At 66.2% G+C, this 17,140-nt stretch carries 13 protein-coding genes; 9 read left to right on the top strand and 4 right to left on the bottom strand.

Annotated elements, in window-relative coordinates; translation table 11 throughout:
- Positions 1–40 precede the first annotated feature (40 nt).
- Both DB30_RS17545 and DB30_RS17540 read left to right on the top strand, forming a co-directional pair.
- Positions 41–862 carry a glucose 1-dehydrogenase gene (locus tag DB30_RS17545; RefSeq protein WP_205633014.1) on the top strand — a complete coding sequence of 274 codons (822 nt, stop codon included), beginning with the start codon at positions 41–43 and terminating at the stop codon, positions 860–862.
- 51 nt (positions 863–913) lie between these two features.
- On the top strand, positions 914–1,549 hold the full coding sequence (locus DB30_RS17540; RefSeq protein ID WP_146659360.1) for a hypothetical protein: 636 nt from the start codon (positions 914–916) through the stop codon (positions 1,547–1,549).
- 12 nt (positions 1,550–1,561) lie between these two features.
- Here DB30_RS17540 and DB30_RS17535 read toward each other — a convergent pair whose 3' ends face one another.
- The gene (locus DB30_RS17535; protein WP_052550359.1) at positions 1,562–1,807 is read right to left on the bottom strand and encodes a hypothetical protein; all 246 of its coding nucleotides are present in this window, start codon (positions 1,805–1,807) and stop codon (positions 1,562–1,564) included.
- A gap of 125 nt (positions 1,808–1,932) precedes the next feature.
- Positions 1,933–3,006: a hypothetical protein gene (locus DB30_RS41520; RefSeq protein WP_052550357.1), complete on the bottom strand. Its 1,074-nt coding sequence runs from the start codon at positions 3,004–3,006 to the stop codon at positions 1,933–1,935.
- Positions 3,007–3,227: 221 nt separating this feature from the next.
- Between DB30_RS41520 and DB30_RS17525 the strand changes: the two genes are divergently transcribed.
- From DB30_RS17525 to DB30_RS17495, 6 genes are all read left to right on the top strand, one after another.
- Positions 3,228–5,030 carry an AMP-dependent synthetase/ligase gene (locus tag DB30_RS17525; RefSeq protein WP_052550355.1) on the top strand — a complete coding sequence of 601 codons (1,803 nt, stop codon included), beginning with the start codon at positions 3,228–3,230 and terminating at the stop codon, positions 5,028–5,030.
- Positions 5,031–5,165: 135 nt separating this feature from the next.
- On the top strand, positions 5,166–6,626 hold the full coding sequence (locus DB30_RS17520; RefSeq protein WP_146659358.1) for an NHL repeat-containing protein: 1,461 nt from the start codon (positions 5,166–5,168) through the stop codon (positions 6,624–6,626).
- A gap of 178 nt (positions 6,627–6,804) precedes the next feature.
- A complete protein-coding gene (locus tag DB30_RS17515) occupies positions 6,805–8,886 on the top strand; it encodes a hypothetical protein (protein WP_052550349.1) in 2,082 nt (693 codons plus the stop codon).
- Between the two features lie 33 nt (positions 8,887–8,919).
- Positions 8,920–9,636 (top strand): hypothetical protein, encoded by a 717-nt coding sequence (locus tag DB30_RS41515; protein ID WP_052550347.1) that lies wholly within the window; start codon positions 8,920–8,922, stop codon positions 9,634–9,636.
- A gap of 57 nt (positions 9,637–9,693) precedes the next feature.
- The gene (locus DB30_RS17500) at positions 9,694–11,400 is read left to right on the top strand and encodes an aminotransferase class V-fold PLP-dependent enzyme (RefSeq protein WP_052550345.1); all 1,707 of its coding nucleotides are present in this window, start codon (positions 9,694–9,696) and stop codon (positions 11,398–11,400) included.
- 23 nt (positions 11,401–11,423) lie between these two features.
- A complete protein-coding gene (locus tag DB30_RS17495; RefSeq protein ID WP_052550343.1) occupies positions 11,424–12,758 on the top strand; it encodes a hypothetical protein in 1,335 nt (444 codons plus the stop codon).
- Between the two features lie 7 nt (positions 12,759–12,765).
- Here the strand turns inward: DB30_RS17495 and DB30_RS17490 are convergent, their stop codons facing one another.
- Positions 12,766–14,592 carry an eCIS core domain-containing protein gene (locus DB30_RS17490; RefSeq protein ID WP_146659356.1) on the bottom strand — a complete coding sequence of 609 codons (1,827 nt, stop codon included), beginning with the start codon at positions 14,590–14,592 and terminating at the stop codon, positions 12,766–12,768.
- Between the two features lie 196 nt (positions 14,593–14,788).
- Complete coding sequence (locus DB30_RS17485) at positions 14,789–15,445, bottom strand: hypothetical protein (RefSeq protein WP_146659354.1); 657 nt, start codon at positions 15,443–15,445, stop codon at positions 14,789–14,791.
- 138 nt (positions 15,446–15,583) lie between these two features.
- Here DB30_RS17485 and DB30_RS17480 point away from each other — a divergent pair, with 138 nt between their 5' ends.
- Positions 15,584–17,071, top strand: coding sequence for an SDR family NAD(P)-dependent oxidoreductase (locus tag DB30_RS17480; protein WP_052550338.1), 1,488 nt, complete (start codon positions 15,584–15,586; stop codon positions 17,069–17,071).
- Positions 17,072–17,140 lie beyond the last annotated feature (69 nt).

Genomic DNA, 17,140 nt, shown 5'->3' with positions numbered 1-17,140 from the left:
ATAGCATAACGAACACGGAGCCAGGCGTCACCAGGCCCGAGTGATTCGCTTGTTGACCGAGGCTGCGTTCGGCGGCCAAGCTGCGCGCGTGTTCGACTTCACTGACAAGGTCGTGTTGATCACTGGCGGCGCCTCGGGCCTGGGCGCGAGCTGCTCGGAGCGGTTTGTCGCGGCGGGGGCCTCGGTCGTCATCACCGACATCGACGAGGCCCGGGGGGTCGCGCTCGCTGGCAAACTTGGCGGCCGCGCGCGCTTCATGACCCAAGACGTGAGCGACGAGGCGCGGTGGTCGTCGGTCATCGCAACCATCCAAGCCGAGCTCGGGCGCCTCGACGTGCTCGTCAACTCGGCCGGGATCGGGATCATGGGCACAATCGAGGACACGAGCCTCGCGGACTTTCGGCGGATCCACGCTGTCAACGTCGAGGGTGTGTTCTTGGGCTGCAAAGCCGCGCTCGGCTTGCTGCGCGCGAGCGCCCGCGAGACTGGCGACGCGAGCATCGTCAACCTGTCCTCGGTCGCCGGCTTGCGCGGAGCCGCCAAGCTCGCCGCCTACTGCGCCTCGAAGGGGGCTGTGCGGCTGTTGAGCAAGTCGATCGCGCTGCACTGTGCGGAGCAGGGTGATCTCGTCCGCTGTAATTCTCTACACCCCTCCTACATCGACACGCCCATGGTTCACGCGATGATCGACGGCGCCCCTGACCCGGAGCGGGCCCGCAAGATCCTCGAGCGCGTGAGCCCGGCGGGTCGCCTGGGCCGGCCAGAGGAGGTCGCGGACGTGGTCCTGTTCCTGGCGAGCCCGGCCGCGAGCTTCCTCAACGGCGTCGAGCTGCCGATCGACGGTGGCACCACGGCGCGCTGACCAAATTTGATCAGCGAGTTGACCCGGCCGTGATGCTGGTAAACTCGCGCGATGACGTTCCCTATGTTCAAGACCCTCGGGCACCACCTCCACTTGGGCTGCGCGACCGCGCTCATGCTGTTCGTGGGCTGCGGCGACTCTGGAGCCGGCGACGGCGACACCCAAGCAAGCGAGACCGCGGCCGAGACCGCGGCCGAGACCGCCGAGACCGCTGGCTCGGGGTCGGGCAACGAGGCCAACAGCGAGGGCGTTGACGGCGACGGCGACGGCGACGATGGCACCGGTCCTGGGGATGGCGACGGTGACACCGGTCCCGGGGATGGCGACGGCGACACCGGTCCCGGGGACGGCGACGGCGACACCAGTCCCGGTGATGGCGACGGCGATACCGGTGACGGCGACGGCGATCCGATCGTCTGCGCGGACTTTCTCGACAAAGAATCCTGCGACGCCTCGATCGCCTGCCAGTCGGTGTCTGGCCAGCCGCTGGTCGAAGGCCTGGGCGCGCCCTGCCTCGACCCAGCCGTGTTCTTGGGCTGCATCGACGAGATGCCCTGCGATCAAGCGCTGACCTGGTTCTGCATCGGCCCTGAAGACACCAAGCACTTGGTTCAAGACGGCTGCGGGCCCGAGGGCGAAGAGCCCTGCGAGGCGCCCCTGCTGCCGCCCAGCGAATGCATGCCCTGATCCGCGTTGGGCTCAGTGCGTGATCGTCACCTTCACGCGCCCGCGGAAGTCCGTGGGTGCGTGAAGCTCGAGGGAGTAGCGGCCCGCGGTCAGCTGCTCGGGGCCGATGAACGGGCCGGGGAGCGTGCGCACGTCCCCGCATGGCTCGCACTTGGCCAGCGTCAGCTCGACCCCGGGGATCTCCACGCCGGGGCCACCGGACATCGAGGCAATGTAGATCTCGTCGGCGTCGACCTCCTGGCAACTTTTTCGGAGCACGCCAAGCTGACGGTGAAAATGTGACGCTTCGTCTCTTACCTTCGTCGGCCAGCGAGCGCCGCTGAGGCCGCCGCGACGAGGAGCGGTCGGTCCGCCCGAAGGCGGACCCGACCCCAATGCCACGATCACATCGGAATGCAGTCAACCGGCCCGAACGGCGCCGCGATGTTGTCACAGCTGGCCGCCCACACGTCGGCCGCGAGCTGGGTGACATCGCCGGACTGCACATCCACGCTATACAGCGATCGCTGCTGCCCCGAGATTCCGCAGCCGTACAGCGTGCCCAGGGTTGGGTGCAGCTCCAACCCAACCGACGAGAAGTTGCCATTGAGCTGGATCTGGTCGAGCTCGAGCGCGGTGTCACCATCAAAGGTATACAGCCGATCCGTGTTCGCGTTGATGCCATAGAGCACGTTGTCCACTGGCTGCGACCAGGTCAGGCCCGTCGATCCCCAGTTGGATCCCAGGGGCTGCAACAACACCGAGCTCGCGTCGCCTGTGTCGATGTCAATGATCACGTCCTCGGTCACGGCCACGCCGAACATGTTCTGATCTTCGTTGGAGGTGATGCCGTTGACGCTCGAGTACCCGTACTTGCCGATCTCGGTCGCCTCACACGTGCATGGATCGATGACCATCAGGGTGTCGCCGATCGCGTTGTCCTGCGCCGAGGCGTAGAGCACGTTTTGGTTGAAGGTCAGCGAGGTGAAGTTGGTGTTGGCCGGGATGTTGTCGGGCAGCACGATGTCGGCGCAGATCTCGGTGACCGTGCCGAGGTCGTTGTCGTCGACGCTGATGCGGATCAACCGGTCGGTGGTCGCGTCGACCTCGTCGATGCTGAGGATCCACCCGGGGAGGACGATCGGATCTCCGTCGCCGTCGCCGTCCCCGTCTCCATCCCCATCGCCGTCTCCGTCCCCGTCGCCATCTCCGTCTCCATCCCCGTCGCCATCCCCGTCGCCATCCCCGTCGCCATCGCCGTCCCCGTCTCCATCCCCGTCGCCGTCGCCGTCGCCGTCGCCGTCCCCGGGATCCCCATCACCGTCGCCGTCCCCGTCACCGTCACCGTCGCCGTCCCCGTCGCCCACGCTCTCGCCAACGCTCTCCGTGTTGGACTCGCCGTCGGTGGTCTCCGCGGTCTCGGTCCCGGCCCCGCTGGCGCCCTCGACAGTGTCGTCGCTGCCGCAAGCGGACAGCATCGCCAGAGAAAAAATGGATGAAATGGACAGTCGAGTCAGATCGGCGCGCATACCTCCGATCTACACAGGCCACGATTCCATGGCAATGACCATGCCGACCAGCGTTGGCCAGGCGGGCGACCGTTGTCACCTGCGACTTGAACGCGCCCGCATAACTCGCTAAATCACGGTTGACTGTGTTCGGCGCAACTTCGCGCACCGCCCCAAGAGAACTACACACCATGGCCAAGAACTCGATCCTCGACCTCCTCCACGACCACGCCCAAAACCGCGGCACCGACACGGCTTGCCTGGTCAAGGCCGACGGTAAGTATGGGCCGGTGACCTGGGCCAAGGTCTGGGAAGACGCGCAGAAGGTCGGCAAGGCGTTGATCGCCGCGGGTGTCAACGCGGGCGATCGCGTCAACGTGATCGGCGGGACCGCCTACGAGTGGATCACGACCGACCTCGGGATCCTGGCCGCGGGGGCGGTGACGGTCCCCATCTACCCGTCGAACCTGCCGGACGAGTGCCAGTACGTCACCGACCACAGCGGCGCGCGCTTGGTGTTCGCGGAGAACGCGGACCAGGTCGACAAGTTCATCGAGAAGCGCGACGAGCTTGGCGAGGTGATCAAGGTTGTGCAGTGGCGCGGCGACAAGCGGGTCGACGATGACTGGGTCGTGACCATGGAGGCATTCTTGGCGGCGGGCGAGTCGGTCACCGATGCCCAGCTCGAGGAGCGCGGCGCGACGCTGGGCCCCGACTCGCTGGTGACGATCATCTACACCTCTGGCACCACCGGGCGGCCCAAGGGCGTCGTGCTGACCCACGGCAACATGCTCTACGAGGCCAAGGTCACCGCCGAGGCCGACGTGATCCGCCAAGACGACATCCAGCTGTTGTTCCTGCCGATGGCGCACGTGTTCGCCAAGGTGCTCGAGGTTGGCTGGCTGGGCACCGGCCACGTGCTGGCCTTCGCAGAGAGCATGAACACGATCAAGCCCAACCTTGGTGAGGTCCGCCCCACCTTGATGGCCGGCGTTCCACGGGTGTTCGAAAAATTCTACGCCGCGGTCGTCGAGAAGGGCACCTCGGCCGAGGGCCTCAAGCGCACGCTGTTCGTCAAGGCCATGGAGCTGTCGGTCAAGAACGGCGAGTGCGAGGAGCGGGGCGACCGGCTCGGGCTGGTCGAGAGCGCGATGTTTGGCGCGCTCAAGAAGGCCGTGTTCGCCAAGGTCGGCGAGGGCGTGCTGCAGATCCTTGGCGGGCGGATGCGGGTGATGATCTCGGGCGGGGCGCCGCTGTCCAAGAAGATCGCGTGGTTCTTCCGCGACGCAGGGATCGTCGTGATCGAGGGCTACGGCATGACCGAGAGCTCGGCCGCGACCACGATCAACCTGCCCCACCAAAACCAGATCGGCACCGTTGGCGCGGCGCTGCCCGGCACCACAATCAAGATCGCCAGCGACGGCGAGATCCTGATCAAGGGCCCAGGCGTGATGCGCGAGTACTGGCGCAACCCCGAGGCCACGGCCGAGACCCTTGACGAAGACGGCTGGCTGCACACGGGCGACATTGGCGAGATCGACCCGAAGACCAACGCGGTGCGGATCACGGATCGCAAGAAAGACCTGATCATCACCGCTGGCGGCAAGAACATCGCGCCCACGCGAATCGAGAATCTGGTCAAGACCCACAAGCTCATCTCGCAATGTGTGGTGCATGGGGATCGTCGCAAATTCATCTCGGCGCTGATCACCATCGATCCCGAGCAGATCGACGCATTCGCCCAGCAAAGCGGGATCGCGGGCCCCTACGAGAAAATGTGCAAAGACCCAAAGATCCGCGTCGAGGTCGAGCGGCTGATCAGCGAGTCGAACAGCGAGCTCGCTAGCTACGAGACCATCAAGAAGTTCGAGATCCTCGATAAGGACTTCTCGATCGAGACCGGTGAATTGACCGCGAAGCTGTCGGTCAAGCGCAAGGTCGTCAGCAGCAAGTACGGGCACATGTTCGACGCGTTCTACGAAGAGAAGCACTGAGCTGCTCAACTCCTGACAAGCAAGACCGCGCGTGGCCCTGCCGTGCGCGGTCTCTTCGTTTGGCGGCTGCAGGCTCGAGCGCGGCGCCACCAAATCGAGACGGACAGTCCCGCGGCGTGGTGGTAGGGTGCATGGATGCGCCTCGCTGCCTTGCCCCTCACGCTCCTGACCGCTTGTTCGCTCCTCGCGCTCGCCTGCAACGACGACGGGGCGGCTGACGCGGGCTCGGGCTCCGCCGATACCACGGGCGACGGCGACGGCGACGGCGATCCCAGCGAGAGCGGCGAGACCAACAGCACGGGCGACGGCGACGGCGACGGCGACGGTGACCCGGGCGACGGTGACGGTGACGGCGATGGCGACGGCGACGGCGACCCAAGCACGGGCGACGGTGACGGCGACGAAGGCGGCTGCCAACCAAACCCCGAGGTCTGCGAGCCAGATCTCGTCTGCGACGTGATCTCTGGCGAGTGCGTGGACCCGGACGCGCCCTGCAGCCTCGCCGGTGAGCCGGTCGCGTGTGGAAATTTCGACTGCGGCCCCGGCTCGGTCTGCAACGATCAAGGCGCCTGCATCCCGGTCGCGCCGTGCAGCACGGTGACCTGCGAGGGTGACCAGTGCTGGGGCGACGCGTGCGTGTGCGACCGCCCGATCCCCTGCAACACCGCCAGCGAGGCCGATCTCAACGGCCCGTTCGCAACCGACATCTTCGACCTCGAGTTCGCCGACGACTGCACCGCGTGGATGGTCACCCTGCGCAGTGGCACCGACTACGTGCGCCGCATGACCACCGACGCGACCTTGACCCAGTGGGACGGCGTCGCCAACCTCAACATGGGTGAGGTCAAGGTGCTCAAGGCCCTCAACCCGCAGTACCCAGCCGCGCCGCTAGTTGGCGACATCCAGAGCCCCGCGGGTCCGCCGATGACCGATGGCGGCGACATGCTCGGCGAGGTTGCGATCACCTACACCTGCTGCCCAACCTGTGGCTGCTTCGTCGACCCGCCGCAGGGGGTGGCGCGGCTGATCGAAGGCGCGATGGTGCCGCTGCCGATCGTGCTGCCCGGCATGCCCACGCAGGGCGTCAACGGCCCGTTTGGCAACAACGCGGGCGACGCCGGGCCCATGGGGCTGACCTGGGGTGACGATCTTCGCTTGTATGTTGGCAACTCGCAGGCCAACGGCAATTTCGACACCGCGGACCTGGACATGCAGACCCAAGAGTTCTTGACCATGTTCGACTCACGGGTCACCGCCGCCGCCCCGCTCACCTCGGTGCATTTGTTGATCGCCCTCGACACCGGTGAATTGTTGCGATTCAACACCGCGCTGAATGAGGCGACACCGGTGATGGACTTCGAGGTTGGGGTGACGACCTTGAGCCACGATAGCTTCTCGGGGTTGGTGTATGCGTCGTTGTCGGATCTGTCGATTGTCGCGGTTGATCCGTTTAGCGCGGAGGTGACCGACTTTGGCGTGATGCCGGCGCTTGGGCGCGTGACGGTGAGCCCCGATGGCAAGCTGTGGTGGGTGCCGGCGAAGTTAGTGATTGGCAACATGCCGCTCTCGACTTGGGACCTGCCGGCGAGCTTCTGAGCCACGGCTTCACGGACCATCCTCACGCGCGCGAACCCGGCGGTCGCTTCGTCGGCTGCTCATTCGCGGCGACCCTCGCCAACCCCGCGACCGCGAGCGGCTCGCCGCGAGCCCCGAATGAGCAGCCAGGCAAGGGCAAGGGCGACGCTCGCCGTCGCCAGCTGTAGACTCTGCAGCGATGCCGTCCGCTCACCCGCTCGCGCGCGAGCCCTTCGCTCGCGACGAGCGCGTCCGCTGGCTGATCGCGCTGTTCGTGCTTGCGATCGCGGCCGTCGCCGTGCGCTGGCCGGCCGTCCAGATCGGCCCGCTGAGCGACGACTACATGCAGGACGCGATGATCGCCGGCCTGTACCCGGGGGCGCACTACGTCCCCTTTGATCTGTACGCGTTCGCCCGCAGCGGCGCCAGCGTCACGCCGCACGTCGAGCAGGGCACGCTGCCGTGGTTCGTCGAGGCCAACTTTCACGGCGCGGTCTTGCGGCCGCTGTCGAGCTTGCTGCTGTGGCTGGATCACGTGATCGCCCCCCGCTCGGTCCGGCTGTGGCACGTGCACTCGCTGCTGTGGTTCGCGGCTTCGATCTTCGCGTTTGGCCTGTGCGCGCGGCGGATGCTGCCGCGCTGGCCGGCCGCGCTGGCGGTCGTGCTGTATGCCTGCGAGGCCGCGTTCGACTCGCCGCTTGGCTGGCTGGCGAACCGCTGCGTGTTGATCTGCGCGGTGTTTGGGTTCGCGGCGATCTGGGCTCACATCGAGTGGCGTCAGCCGGACCCGGACACCCCGACGTGGCTGCGTCGCCATGGCCCGGTCGTCGAGCTGGTGCTGATGACCCTGTGCCTCGCGGCCGGCGAGTACGGGCTTGGGGTGGTCGTGTACGTGTTCGCGTGGGAGCTGTTCGCGGGCCCGCGCGACGGGGTGTCCGAGCGGCCGTCAGGCCCAACCAAGCTGCAGCGCCTGCGCAGCTCGGCGCGCGCGCTGGTGCCCGCGACGATCCCCGTGCTCGGCTATCTCGCGTGTCACCAGCTGCTTGGCTACGGGACCATTGGCGCCGACGTCTACGCGGATCCGATCAACTCCCCCCGCGCATGGTTCGAGTGGGCCCAGCTGCGCCTGCCCAAGCTCGCGACGGGGGCGCTGTGGGCCGTGCCTGCGTCCACGATCGAGGTGTTCCGGCACCCCGCTGCGCAGTGGTGGAACGAGCTGTGGCCCAGCGACACGCCCGCGCAATTCCACCAGGCTCACGCGACCTTCGGGCGGATCGGGGTCGCGTTGGCGGCGGCCGCGTTGGCGCTCGCGCGGTTTGGGCTGCACGACGACGAGCGCCGAACTCTGCGCGCCGCGCTGCTTGGCGCCGCGCTGGGGCTGCTGCCGGTCTCGGTCGCGCCCGCGCACTCGCGGCTGCTGGTCGTCGCGCAGCTGGGCGCGTGCGTGGCGATCTCGCTGATCGTGTTTGGCTGCGGGCGGCTGCTGCTTGGGCGTGGCCGGCCGGAGAGTTCGCTGCCCTCGGCGAACCAGTCCACGAAAGCGTCCGCGAGCGGGCGAGAAGCCCTCGCCCGAGCAGAAAAGAGCTTACTCGTGCAACGCGTGCTTGGCGTCGCGTTGGTCCCGTTCGCCGCGGCCATGCTGTGGCTGCACACCGTCGAGGATCTGAAGTGGACGCGACGCTACTTGATCCACCTCGACGGCATGCAGGCCTCCAACGTCGCCGCGTTCACCGAGGGCGACCTGCTCGACCAAGAGCTCGCCGGGCGCGACGTGATCGTGATGAACGGCCCCAGCCAGTCAGTCGCCATGTATGGCCCCTTCGTGCTCCACGTCAACGGCATGCCAGTGCCCAACAGCTGGCGCTCGCTCGCGCTTGGCGGGGATCACCCGATCTGGGTGTTTCGACCCAGCGACAAGGTGCTCGAGCTCGCGGCGATCCGCGGCGCCTGGCTACAGACCGCGGGTGAGCTGTTCTTTCGTCGCTCGGATCGCCTGCTGCCCACGGGCTCGACCTTCGACTACCCAAGCGTGAAGATCGAGGTGCTCGCAGACGACGGGGGCAACCCGACCCGGCTGCGGTTCAGCTTCTCGCGCTCGCTCGATGATCCCTCGTTCTTGTTCCTGATCTCGACGCGGAACGGCCTGATGCAGTGGGACATCCCGCCGATCGAAGGGTCGAAGACCGTCCCGCGGCCGAGGCTGCCCTATCTCGGTAGTCGGGTCGGCAATCGCGACGTCCTGTTCACCGCCGACGACGTGGGCGGCCGCGGTCCAAAGTGAGCCCGCGTGAAGAGGGTCTGCTATCCTCGCCGGATGCGAACGAACTACTCTGATCTTGGCCTGGCGTGCGTGTTGTTGTTGGGCGCACCGAGCGTGTTTGGCTGCGTTGTCGTCGGTGGAGGTGACGACGCGGCCAACGACGAAACTGGCGATGGCGATGGCGATGGCGATGGCGACGGCGATGGCGACTCGGGCGACGGCGACGGCGACTCGGGCGACGGCGATGGCGACTCGGGCGACGGCGACGGCGATACCGGGGACGGCGACGGCGATACCGGGGACGGCGACGGCGACGGCGACGCCAGCCTACCCGCCGACTTCCCGGCCTCGTTGACCAAGGTTGGCGGCTGCGGTGACGTGTACATCGGCGCGACCAACGAGGACGGCACCGTCGGCATCCTGTTCAACGGGGCAGAGATCGCCGCGACCGCCCACGATCTCGGCGAGACCCAGATCCGCGAGAGTCAGCTCCCCAGCCCGGATGTGGATCTGCGCGCCGCGATCGGCACCCTGCTCGACGACGGCTGCAACGACACCGGCGAAGGCCCGCAGATCACTCACGAGTGGACGGCGGTCAGCGGCACGGTCACGCTCACCGTCGAGCCCACGGGCATGCCCCAGCCGTGGGAGATGCCGGCCGACGCCACCCTCGAGCTGACCAACGTCACCTTCGAGGCGCAGGGGCTCGAGCCAGTCGTCGTCGACTCGTGGATCGTCGAGGACGTCTACGTCGGCTGGCTGCCCGGCTGACGGCTCCGAGCCGCTGCTAGAGGCGGGCGTGGGCATCGGATAGACTTCGCGTCACCGATGTCCAACGCCTCGCTGATCGAACTCGTCCGCGCTTCCGTGATTGGGGGGAACGAGGCCGTCATCGGGCCCTACGGTCCGCGGCTCGTCACCTACGCGGACTACACGGCCTCGGGCCGCTCGCTGAGCTTCATCGAGGACTTCATCCGCAACGCCGTGTTGCCGCTCTACGCCAACACGCACACGGAGAGCTCGGGCACGGGGCTTCAGACCACGCGGTTTCGCGAAGACGCGCGCCAGATCATCCGCGACGCGGTCGGGGCGACAAACGAGCACGCGGTGATCTTCAGCGGCTCGGGCTCGACCGGCGCGATCGATCGCATGATCGGGATCCTCAACTGCCGGATCCCGCGGGATCTCGACAAGCGCTACGGCCTGTCCAAGCACATCCCCGCCGACGAGCGCCCGGTCGTGTTCATTGGCCCCTACGAGCACCACTCCAACGAGCTGCCGTGGCGCGAGTCGATCTGCGAGGTCGTGGTGATCCGCGAGGACGAGCACGGCCAGATCGACCTCGCCGAGCTCGAGCGTGCGTTGGTGCAATACGCGGATCGGCCCCTCAAGATCGGCTCATTCTCGGCCGCCTCCAACGTCAGCGGGATCGTCAGCGACACCCGCAACATTGCGATCACGCTGCACCGTCACGGGGCGCTGTCGTTCTGGGACTGCGCGGCCGCGGCCCCCTATGTGTCGATCTCGATGGGCCCGCTCGAGCCGCTCGATCCCTCCGGTGTCCCCGGCCCCGACGATCACCTGTCCTACAAAGACGCGATCTTCATCTCACCGCACAAGCTTATCGGCGGCCCCGGGACGCCGGGCCTGCTGGTGCTGCGCAAGGAGCTGTGCGCCAACACGATCCCAACCGTGCCCGGCGGCGGCACGGTCTGGTACGTCAACCCAACCGAGCACCGCTACATCGACAACCCCGAGCACCGCGAAGAAGGCGGGACCCCGGCGATCGTCGAGTCGATCCGCGCGGGCTTGGTGTTTCAGCTCAAGCAGGCGGTTGGCGCCGAGGTGATCCGCGAGTGCGAGCAATCGTTCATTCACCGCGCGATCAGCTCGTGGTCGAGCAACCCGGCGATCCAGATCCTCGGCAACAAGACGGCCCAGCGCCTCTCGATCGTCTCGTTCGTGGTCCGCCACAACGATAAGTACCTGCACCACAATTTCGTGGTCGCGCTGCTCAACGATCTATTTGGCATCCAGTCCCGCGGTGGCTGCTCGTGCGCGGGCCCCTACGGGCACCGGCTGCTCGGGATCGATCTCGAGACCTCGCACGAGTTCGAGCGCGAGATCGGCCGGGGCTGCGAGGGCATCAAGCCCGGCTGGGTCCGCGTCAACTTCAACTACTTCATCTCCGAGGCCGTGTTCGAGTTCATGCTCGAGGCCGTGCACATCGTCGCCCGCGAAGGCTGGAAGCTGCTCGACGAGTATGACTTTTGCGCGAAGACGGGGCTGTGGAAGCACCGCAAGGGCAGCGGCGCCGAGCCGCTGAGCCTGCGCGACATCAGCTATGGGCCCGAGGGCATGTCGCACCGGCCGCACCGGGTCTACGCGGACGAAGATCAGCTCCCGGGCTACCTCGAGGCTGCGCGGCAAATCTTCGCTAGCGCGCAGTCAGGCCTGCGCGAGCCCGTCGTCGCCCCGACCAAGGACTTCGAGCATCTGCGCTGGTTTCCGCTGCCCGGTGAGCGATTGGTCTGAGGTCCGCCCACCCAGAGCCAGCCATGAAGCGGTTCACGACCCACACCCTCGGCGCGCTCGCCATGGTCACCGCTTGCCACAGTGAGCCCCCTGTGGACGAGACCATCGGCCCCTGCTCGCAAGCGCAACTCGAGCGTGCCGCCGCCGAGCTGCGCTCGCTTCCACCCGAGCGCGCGGGAGACAGCGAGCGGCTGGCGCTCGAATCGTTGTATTCGAGCTGCGTTCTCGTTCCGTATCGCCTGAGTTTGCCCGTCTCTCAATTCGGTGGCGAGTACGTCAGCCCCGCCCGCGAACGAGCGACCATATTTTGGGAGTTGTCAGCCGATGAGCGTCAGGTCGCCAGGGACACGTACAATCCTGGGTTTGCCGCGCTCGTTCGTGACCTCGGGTGGAGCGAAGACGTCGCGCGCAGCTTCACCCGCAATCAGCTTGGGACCGTTGCGATTGGGGTCGACCTGCTGTTGCGGGCCTCGAAGCTCTCGCCGCGAGATAGCAAGACGATCGCCTGGGCTGCCTACGCGCACCTCGGCCGGGCTGCGAACGCTTGGCCACAAGTCGAACTCGCCCGGATCTCGGCGAGGGGCGCGGACCTCGAATTCCACAGCCTTTACTACGCGCCAACGCACGTACACGTCGCGACCGAAGGGTGGTCAATCGGCGCTTGGCGGCCCGAGCCAAGCCCGTGGCTGCCCGTGCACGGGGACTGGCAAGCGCCCACGGTCTCGAACGGGCCACCGCCGTCCAGGATAGAGCCCCCGAAGGTGGGGGTCGTCCAGATGTTCGTCGCTTCGGACCTCGGCATTGGGCAGCTGCGCGGCTTCGTCGACGCCATCCCCACCTCCAACTGCGATCACGGCGACTGTTCCAGCTTCGTGCCCGTCGACTTCGTGGTCGTCAGTCACTATCACGGCCCCGAGTTTGCCCAGCTCGTGAGCCTGCCGATCATGGTGAGCTCGCGGGCCCCCAACTGCGAGAGCTCCGTTGATGCATGTGTGGTCAAATTGCCCGTTCGGGCGGACGAGCTCTCGGCTCGTGAACAGCTCAAAGGCCGCGCGCGTGACCGCTTAGCCGATAGGGTGATCGTGAACGAGGAGACAATCGAAGTTCAGATCGCCGGGGCGCACACCCAGGTCGACCTCGCCCCCGAGGCGACGCTGGCAGATCGGCTCGACCCGTTCTTTGCCGCCGCTTCGGGACCGACCATGCGATCGGTCGTGGCAGTCATGTCTGGGCCCACGGTTCGCTGGCACACGATCGCAACGGTTGTCAGCGCGCTCGAGGGACGCGAATGCGACGTGCGACAGGCCGGCGCTCCAGGCTGTCGCTACCGGCAGGTCGCACTCTGGGTGTCCGAGTGAGAGCCGCTCAGCACGAACCCGAAGTGTCCTTGATCTTCCAATCGGGTGGCTTTTTGACGATGCTCCAGTAGTATTCGTTGTCAGGCCGAAAGCAACAGTAGAGGTCATCTTCGTGATTTTTGAAGAACAGCCTGAACGGATGAGTGATCTCCGCATCCTGCAGGAACGCGTTTGCGAGAAACAGGCGATTCGCGGCGAATTCGTCCAATCCGCCGATTGCCCGCATCGCGGTTTGGTCCATGGCGGCTGTCAGTGTGGTGATGCCGTAGCGATTCGGGTTGGACGTGAGGCTGTCGTACAGGTCAACGGTGAGATGCTGGGGCTGAATGAAGTCCGTCACCGACCTCTGTCCGAACGTCGCGGGGTTCGCGGCGTGCGCCTTGCGGGCGCTCTCGAAGCCTGCGGTGACTGACCCAGCAGCAGGGTTCCCACGCGGCGGACCGAACCCGATCGTGCCGGGCAGGTATGCATCGTAGGCGCCTCCCTGCGGAGGGCTCATTCCACCGGCCCTCGCGTTCTGCTCGACGGCAATGCCAAGGTTCGCCTTCAGCCGACTCCAGATGCACTGCTTTATTTTCTTGTAGGGCCCCGACAGCGCCAGCAGGGCGTTGTCGTAGAGATCATTGTAGTTCTCCTGCGCAGATTCGGCCCTCTGTTTTTTCTCCGCGTCGCGAATCAAGGCATCCTCACCGTTGCTCCGCGAGAGTCGCGGCAACTCGACGATGAGGATGCTGCGGTTGCTCCGACGACCCAACTCGGTCTGATTTGTCGCCGGATATCCGCCGTAACACTTCGGAGAGCGAACCTTGTTGATCTCCGCCGCGGTATCGATGGTCAATGAGCCACGTTCAGAGCTTTCGTCGGCGTTGAACTCATTGACCACGCTCACACCGTTGTGGCGCGCGTGCTTCTCCCCATACGTCTCCCGCTCGATCGACGCCGAAGAGTTGATATTGTTGCTTCCGATACAGTCATTTTTTCCGATGACGTGAGCTGTCAAATAATAGCCGACCACACCATTCTCGCCACAGTGCGACATCGCGTCGGTCGTGAGAATGTTGGGGTCCCGCTGCCGCTCGGCGATTTTCGACATCCAGGCCCTGAAGTGCGTTCCGCTTTGGCGAACGCTCGCGTCGTTGACCGCGTATCCTTCAATCTGCCACGCCCGCAAATTGTGAACGGTGCCTAGCTTGCTTCCGTCGCAAGAAATTTGCGCAGTGTGCCTGGTGTCGAGCTCGTTGAAGGAGAATGGTAGGTCGAAGGATGCCTCCTGTTCACCCGCCGGGCGTTTTTTGGGGCACGTCTCTGATTCAAACTCCGTATACGGTGATATGGCGGCACGATTCTGCGTTGCATGAACAAACTCATGAGCGAGAACCCTGTTTTGCTTCGCTGCCCGCATGCTCGCAAATTTTGAAGAGAGATAGATCGAGGTCCCCTGTGTCGCGGCTGGTGTGTTCAGCGCAGCCGTCAGCTTGTCTGCGACGCTACCTTTGACAAACGTCGCGTTCGCCGTGGAACGGCCTGTGACCTGCGCAACCTTGGATGCGATCGTGCCGCCAAGATGGTCTGTGGATGCTGGCGTCGCCACGGCACTGGGGCGCGCCCCCGTCAAGCCCGCGCCGAACGGTTTACTGGCGAGCGTGTCGGCCGTTCGCCCACCGACCACGGCGTCAGCAACGGCATCAGCTTCGCGCTCATATGCATTATCCGCGGCGCCTGTCTCGAGTGATACTGCGGTGTTTGTACTGGAGATGCCGTTTGCAACTCGGCGGCGTCGAAGGCAGACGACCACGAACGAGTAAATGGTCGCGTGCTGCGGCCGGTGCCCCATGCGGACGAACGAACGTTGGGCTTTTTCAATGCCGCGAATTCCATATCAAACGACATTAGGTACACCCTTCTTGTCTGTCAACCTGACCCACGGTCGAGTCGCCGACCCATCCCATGTCGGCACCCGACACCCACCTGCTGCTCGGGATCGATCTCGAGACACGGCTACGTGCGAGTTCTTCGACCCATGCCATCGGCTAATCCAACGGCAGCGTGAGCATGAACTGCTCCTGGCCGCTTGGCGCTTCGGGCAGGATCATGCTCAGCGTGGTCTCGCGGATGCACGTTCGCAGCTCGTCGTCGTGGGTCTCGTCTGGCTCCGGGAAGTCCACGGTCTCGACGATGCTCCCAAGCTCGTCGTCGCTGAGGATCTCGAAGTTGGCCGTCAGCATCCCGTTGAGCTCCGGGTCGCGCTCGCGGGCGGCCTCGATGCACTCGCTGGCCAACGGCATGAAGTCGCTGTTGAGCCGCGCGAGCAGTGCCTCGTGGCCGCCGATCCGATTTTTGAGCTCGCCGGCTGGCGCGGCTGCTTCGCTGGGGTTCGCAGGCGTTGGCTGGGGCGGCGGTGCGGCCACGGGCGCGCGGGCTCGCTCGGCGAGGATGCTGGCGCGCAGCTGCTCGCGGGCGACGCGGGGATCTTGCGCTGCGGGTTCCGTCGGGCGCGCGTTCACCTTGCTTGGCGAACGCTCGATCGTGCGCGACACGGATCGAGACGCGGGCGAAGGACCCGCGTGGTCAGCACCGGCCGCGGCCGGCTCGACCGCCTGGGGGCCGGGTGCGCGATCCGGCCACATGAACAGGATCGCAAGCGCGAGCACCATCAGACCCAGACATACCTGCGTGAACCGAGACATGGCGAGGTCGCACTATAGCCCGCGCAGTCGCCCGACTGTCATCCGAGGACGATCCCGGGTCGATCCCGGGTCGATCCCCGGACGATGCGAGATCGCGAGTTGCCCCCGATCCCGCGATCAAACTATAGACCCCCCCGCATGGACGACCTCACGCAAAAGCTTGGTGACGCCGTCGACGTCCTCGAGGCGATCGTCGCCGACCGCGGCCTGCTCGCCCAAGTCGACCCCGAGCTTCGCACCCGCCTGATGATCGCCGCCGGCATGGCCTCACGCCCGTCGCGGACCGAGCAGCGCGTGTTTCGACGGGCGGAGCTGCGCGAGCGCAAGGCCAAGCAGCGCAAGGCCGACGAGAAGGTCCTGGACGCGCTCACGATCCGCCGCAAGCGAGCGCAGCCCGTGTTCGCAACCCCCAGCCGCGACGCCCCCCGCGAGCTCGCGGCCGAGGCCGGCGACTTCGAGCAACCCGAGCTCGAGTCGGCGCGCAACTGCTACGTCTGCAAGGTCAAGTTCACTCGCGTTCACCACTTCTACGACAAGCTGTGCTGCGACTGCGCCGAGCTCAACCTCGAGCGCCGCCACCAGACCGCGGACCTGTCCGGGCGGACCGCGTTGATCACCGGCGCCCGGGTGAAGATCGGCTACCAGGCCGCGATCAAGCTGCTGCGGGCGGGCGCGCGCGTGCTCGTGACGACTCGGTTTCCGCATGACGCCGCGCGCCGCTACGCCGCCGAAGACGACTTCGAAGCGTGGGGCCACCGCCTGGCCATTCATGGCTTGGATCTGCGTCACACGCCCAGCGTCCAGCAGTTTTGCCGCGAGCTGCTCGACCAAGAGACGCGCCTGGACTTCATCATCAACAACGCCTGCCAGACCGTTCGGCGGCCGGCTGGTTTTTATGCCCACTTGATGGACGCCGAGCGCCAACCCGAGCAGCTCACGGCCGCCGCACGCAGCGTGGTGTCCCGCGTCGAGACGCTGCCTGCCCCGCTCACCGCTGGACTGGACTCTGGAATGGGGGCACAAACCGGAGGCGCCGCCGAGCTCAGCCAGGTCCCGCTGCTGCCCGAGGATCTCGACACGTCCGTGCGCCTGTTCCCAACCGGGGCGCTCGACGCCGACGAGCAGCAAGTGGACTTTCGCAAGGTCAACAGCTGGCGCTTGCTGCTGGACGAGGTCTCGGCCGTCGAGCTGCTCGAGGTTCACCTCGTCAACGCGGTCGCGCCCTTCGTGCTCAACGGTCAGCTCAAGTCCCTGATGACGCGCACGCCGGAGCGGGACAAGCACATCGTCAACGTGTCGGCGGTCGAGGGCCAGTTCTATAGGACCTTCAAGACCCCGCGGCACCCCCACACCAACATGGCCAAGGCCGGGCTCAACATGCTCACGCGGACCTCGGCGCCGGACTACGTGCGCGACGGGATCCACATGAACAGCGTGGACACCGGCTGGGTCACCGACGAAGACCCGGCGGAGATCGCCGATCGCAAGCGCGAGGAGGGCTTTCATCCGCCGCTGGACATCGTGGACGGGGCCGCGCGGATCGTCGACCCGATCTTTCAGGGGCAGATCACCGGGGAGCACGCCTGGGGCCGGTTCTTGAAGGACTACAAGCCGACGGACTGGTAGTCGCTTCGCTCCCCGCAGCGACCAGTCGCACCTGCGCGTGCGCGGGGGTCCCGATTGTATCTGGCGCGC

It is taken from the genome of Enhygromyxa salina, from assembly GCF_000737335.2.
In the GTDB taxonomy this organism is placed as follows: Bacteria; Myxococcota_A; Polyangia; order Nannocystales; family Nannocystaceae; genus Plesiocystis; species Plesiocystis salina_C.
Note: the sequence above shows the minus strand (reverse complement) of the source record. Positions and strands in the feature narration are given on the sequence as shown.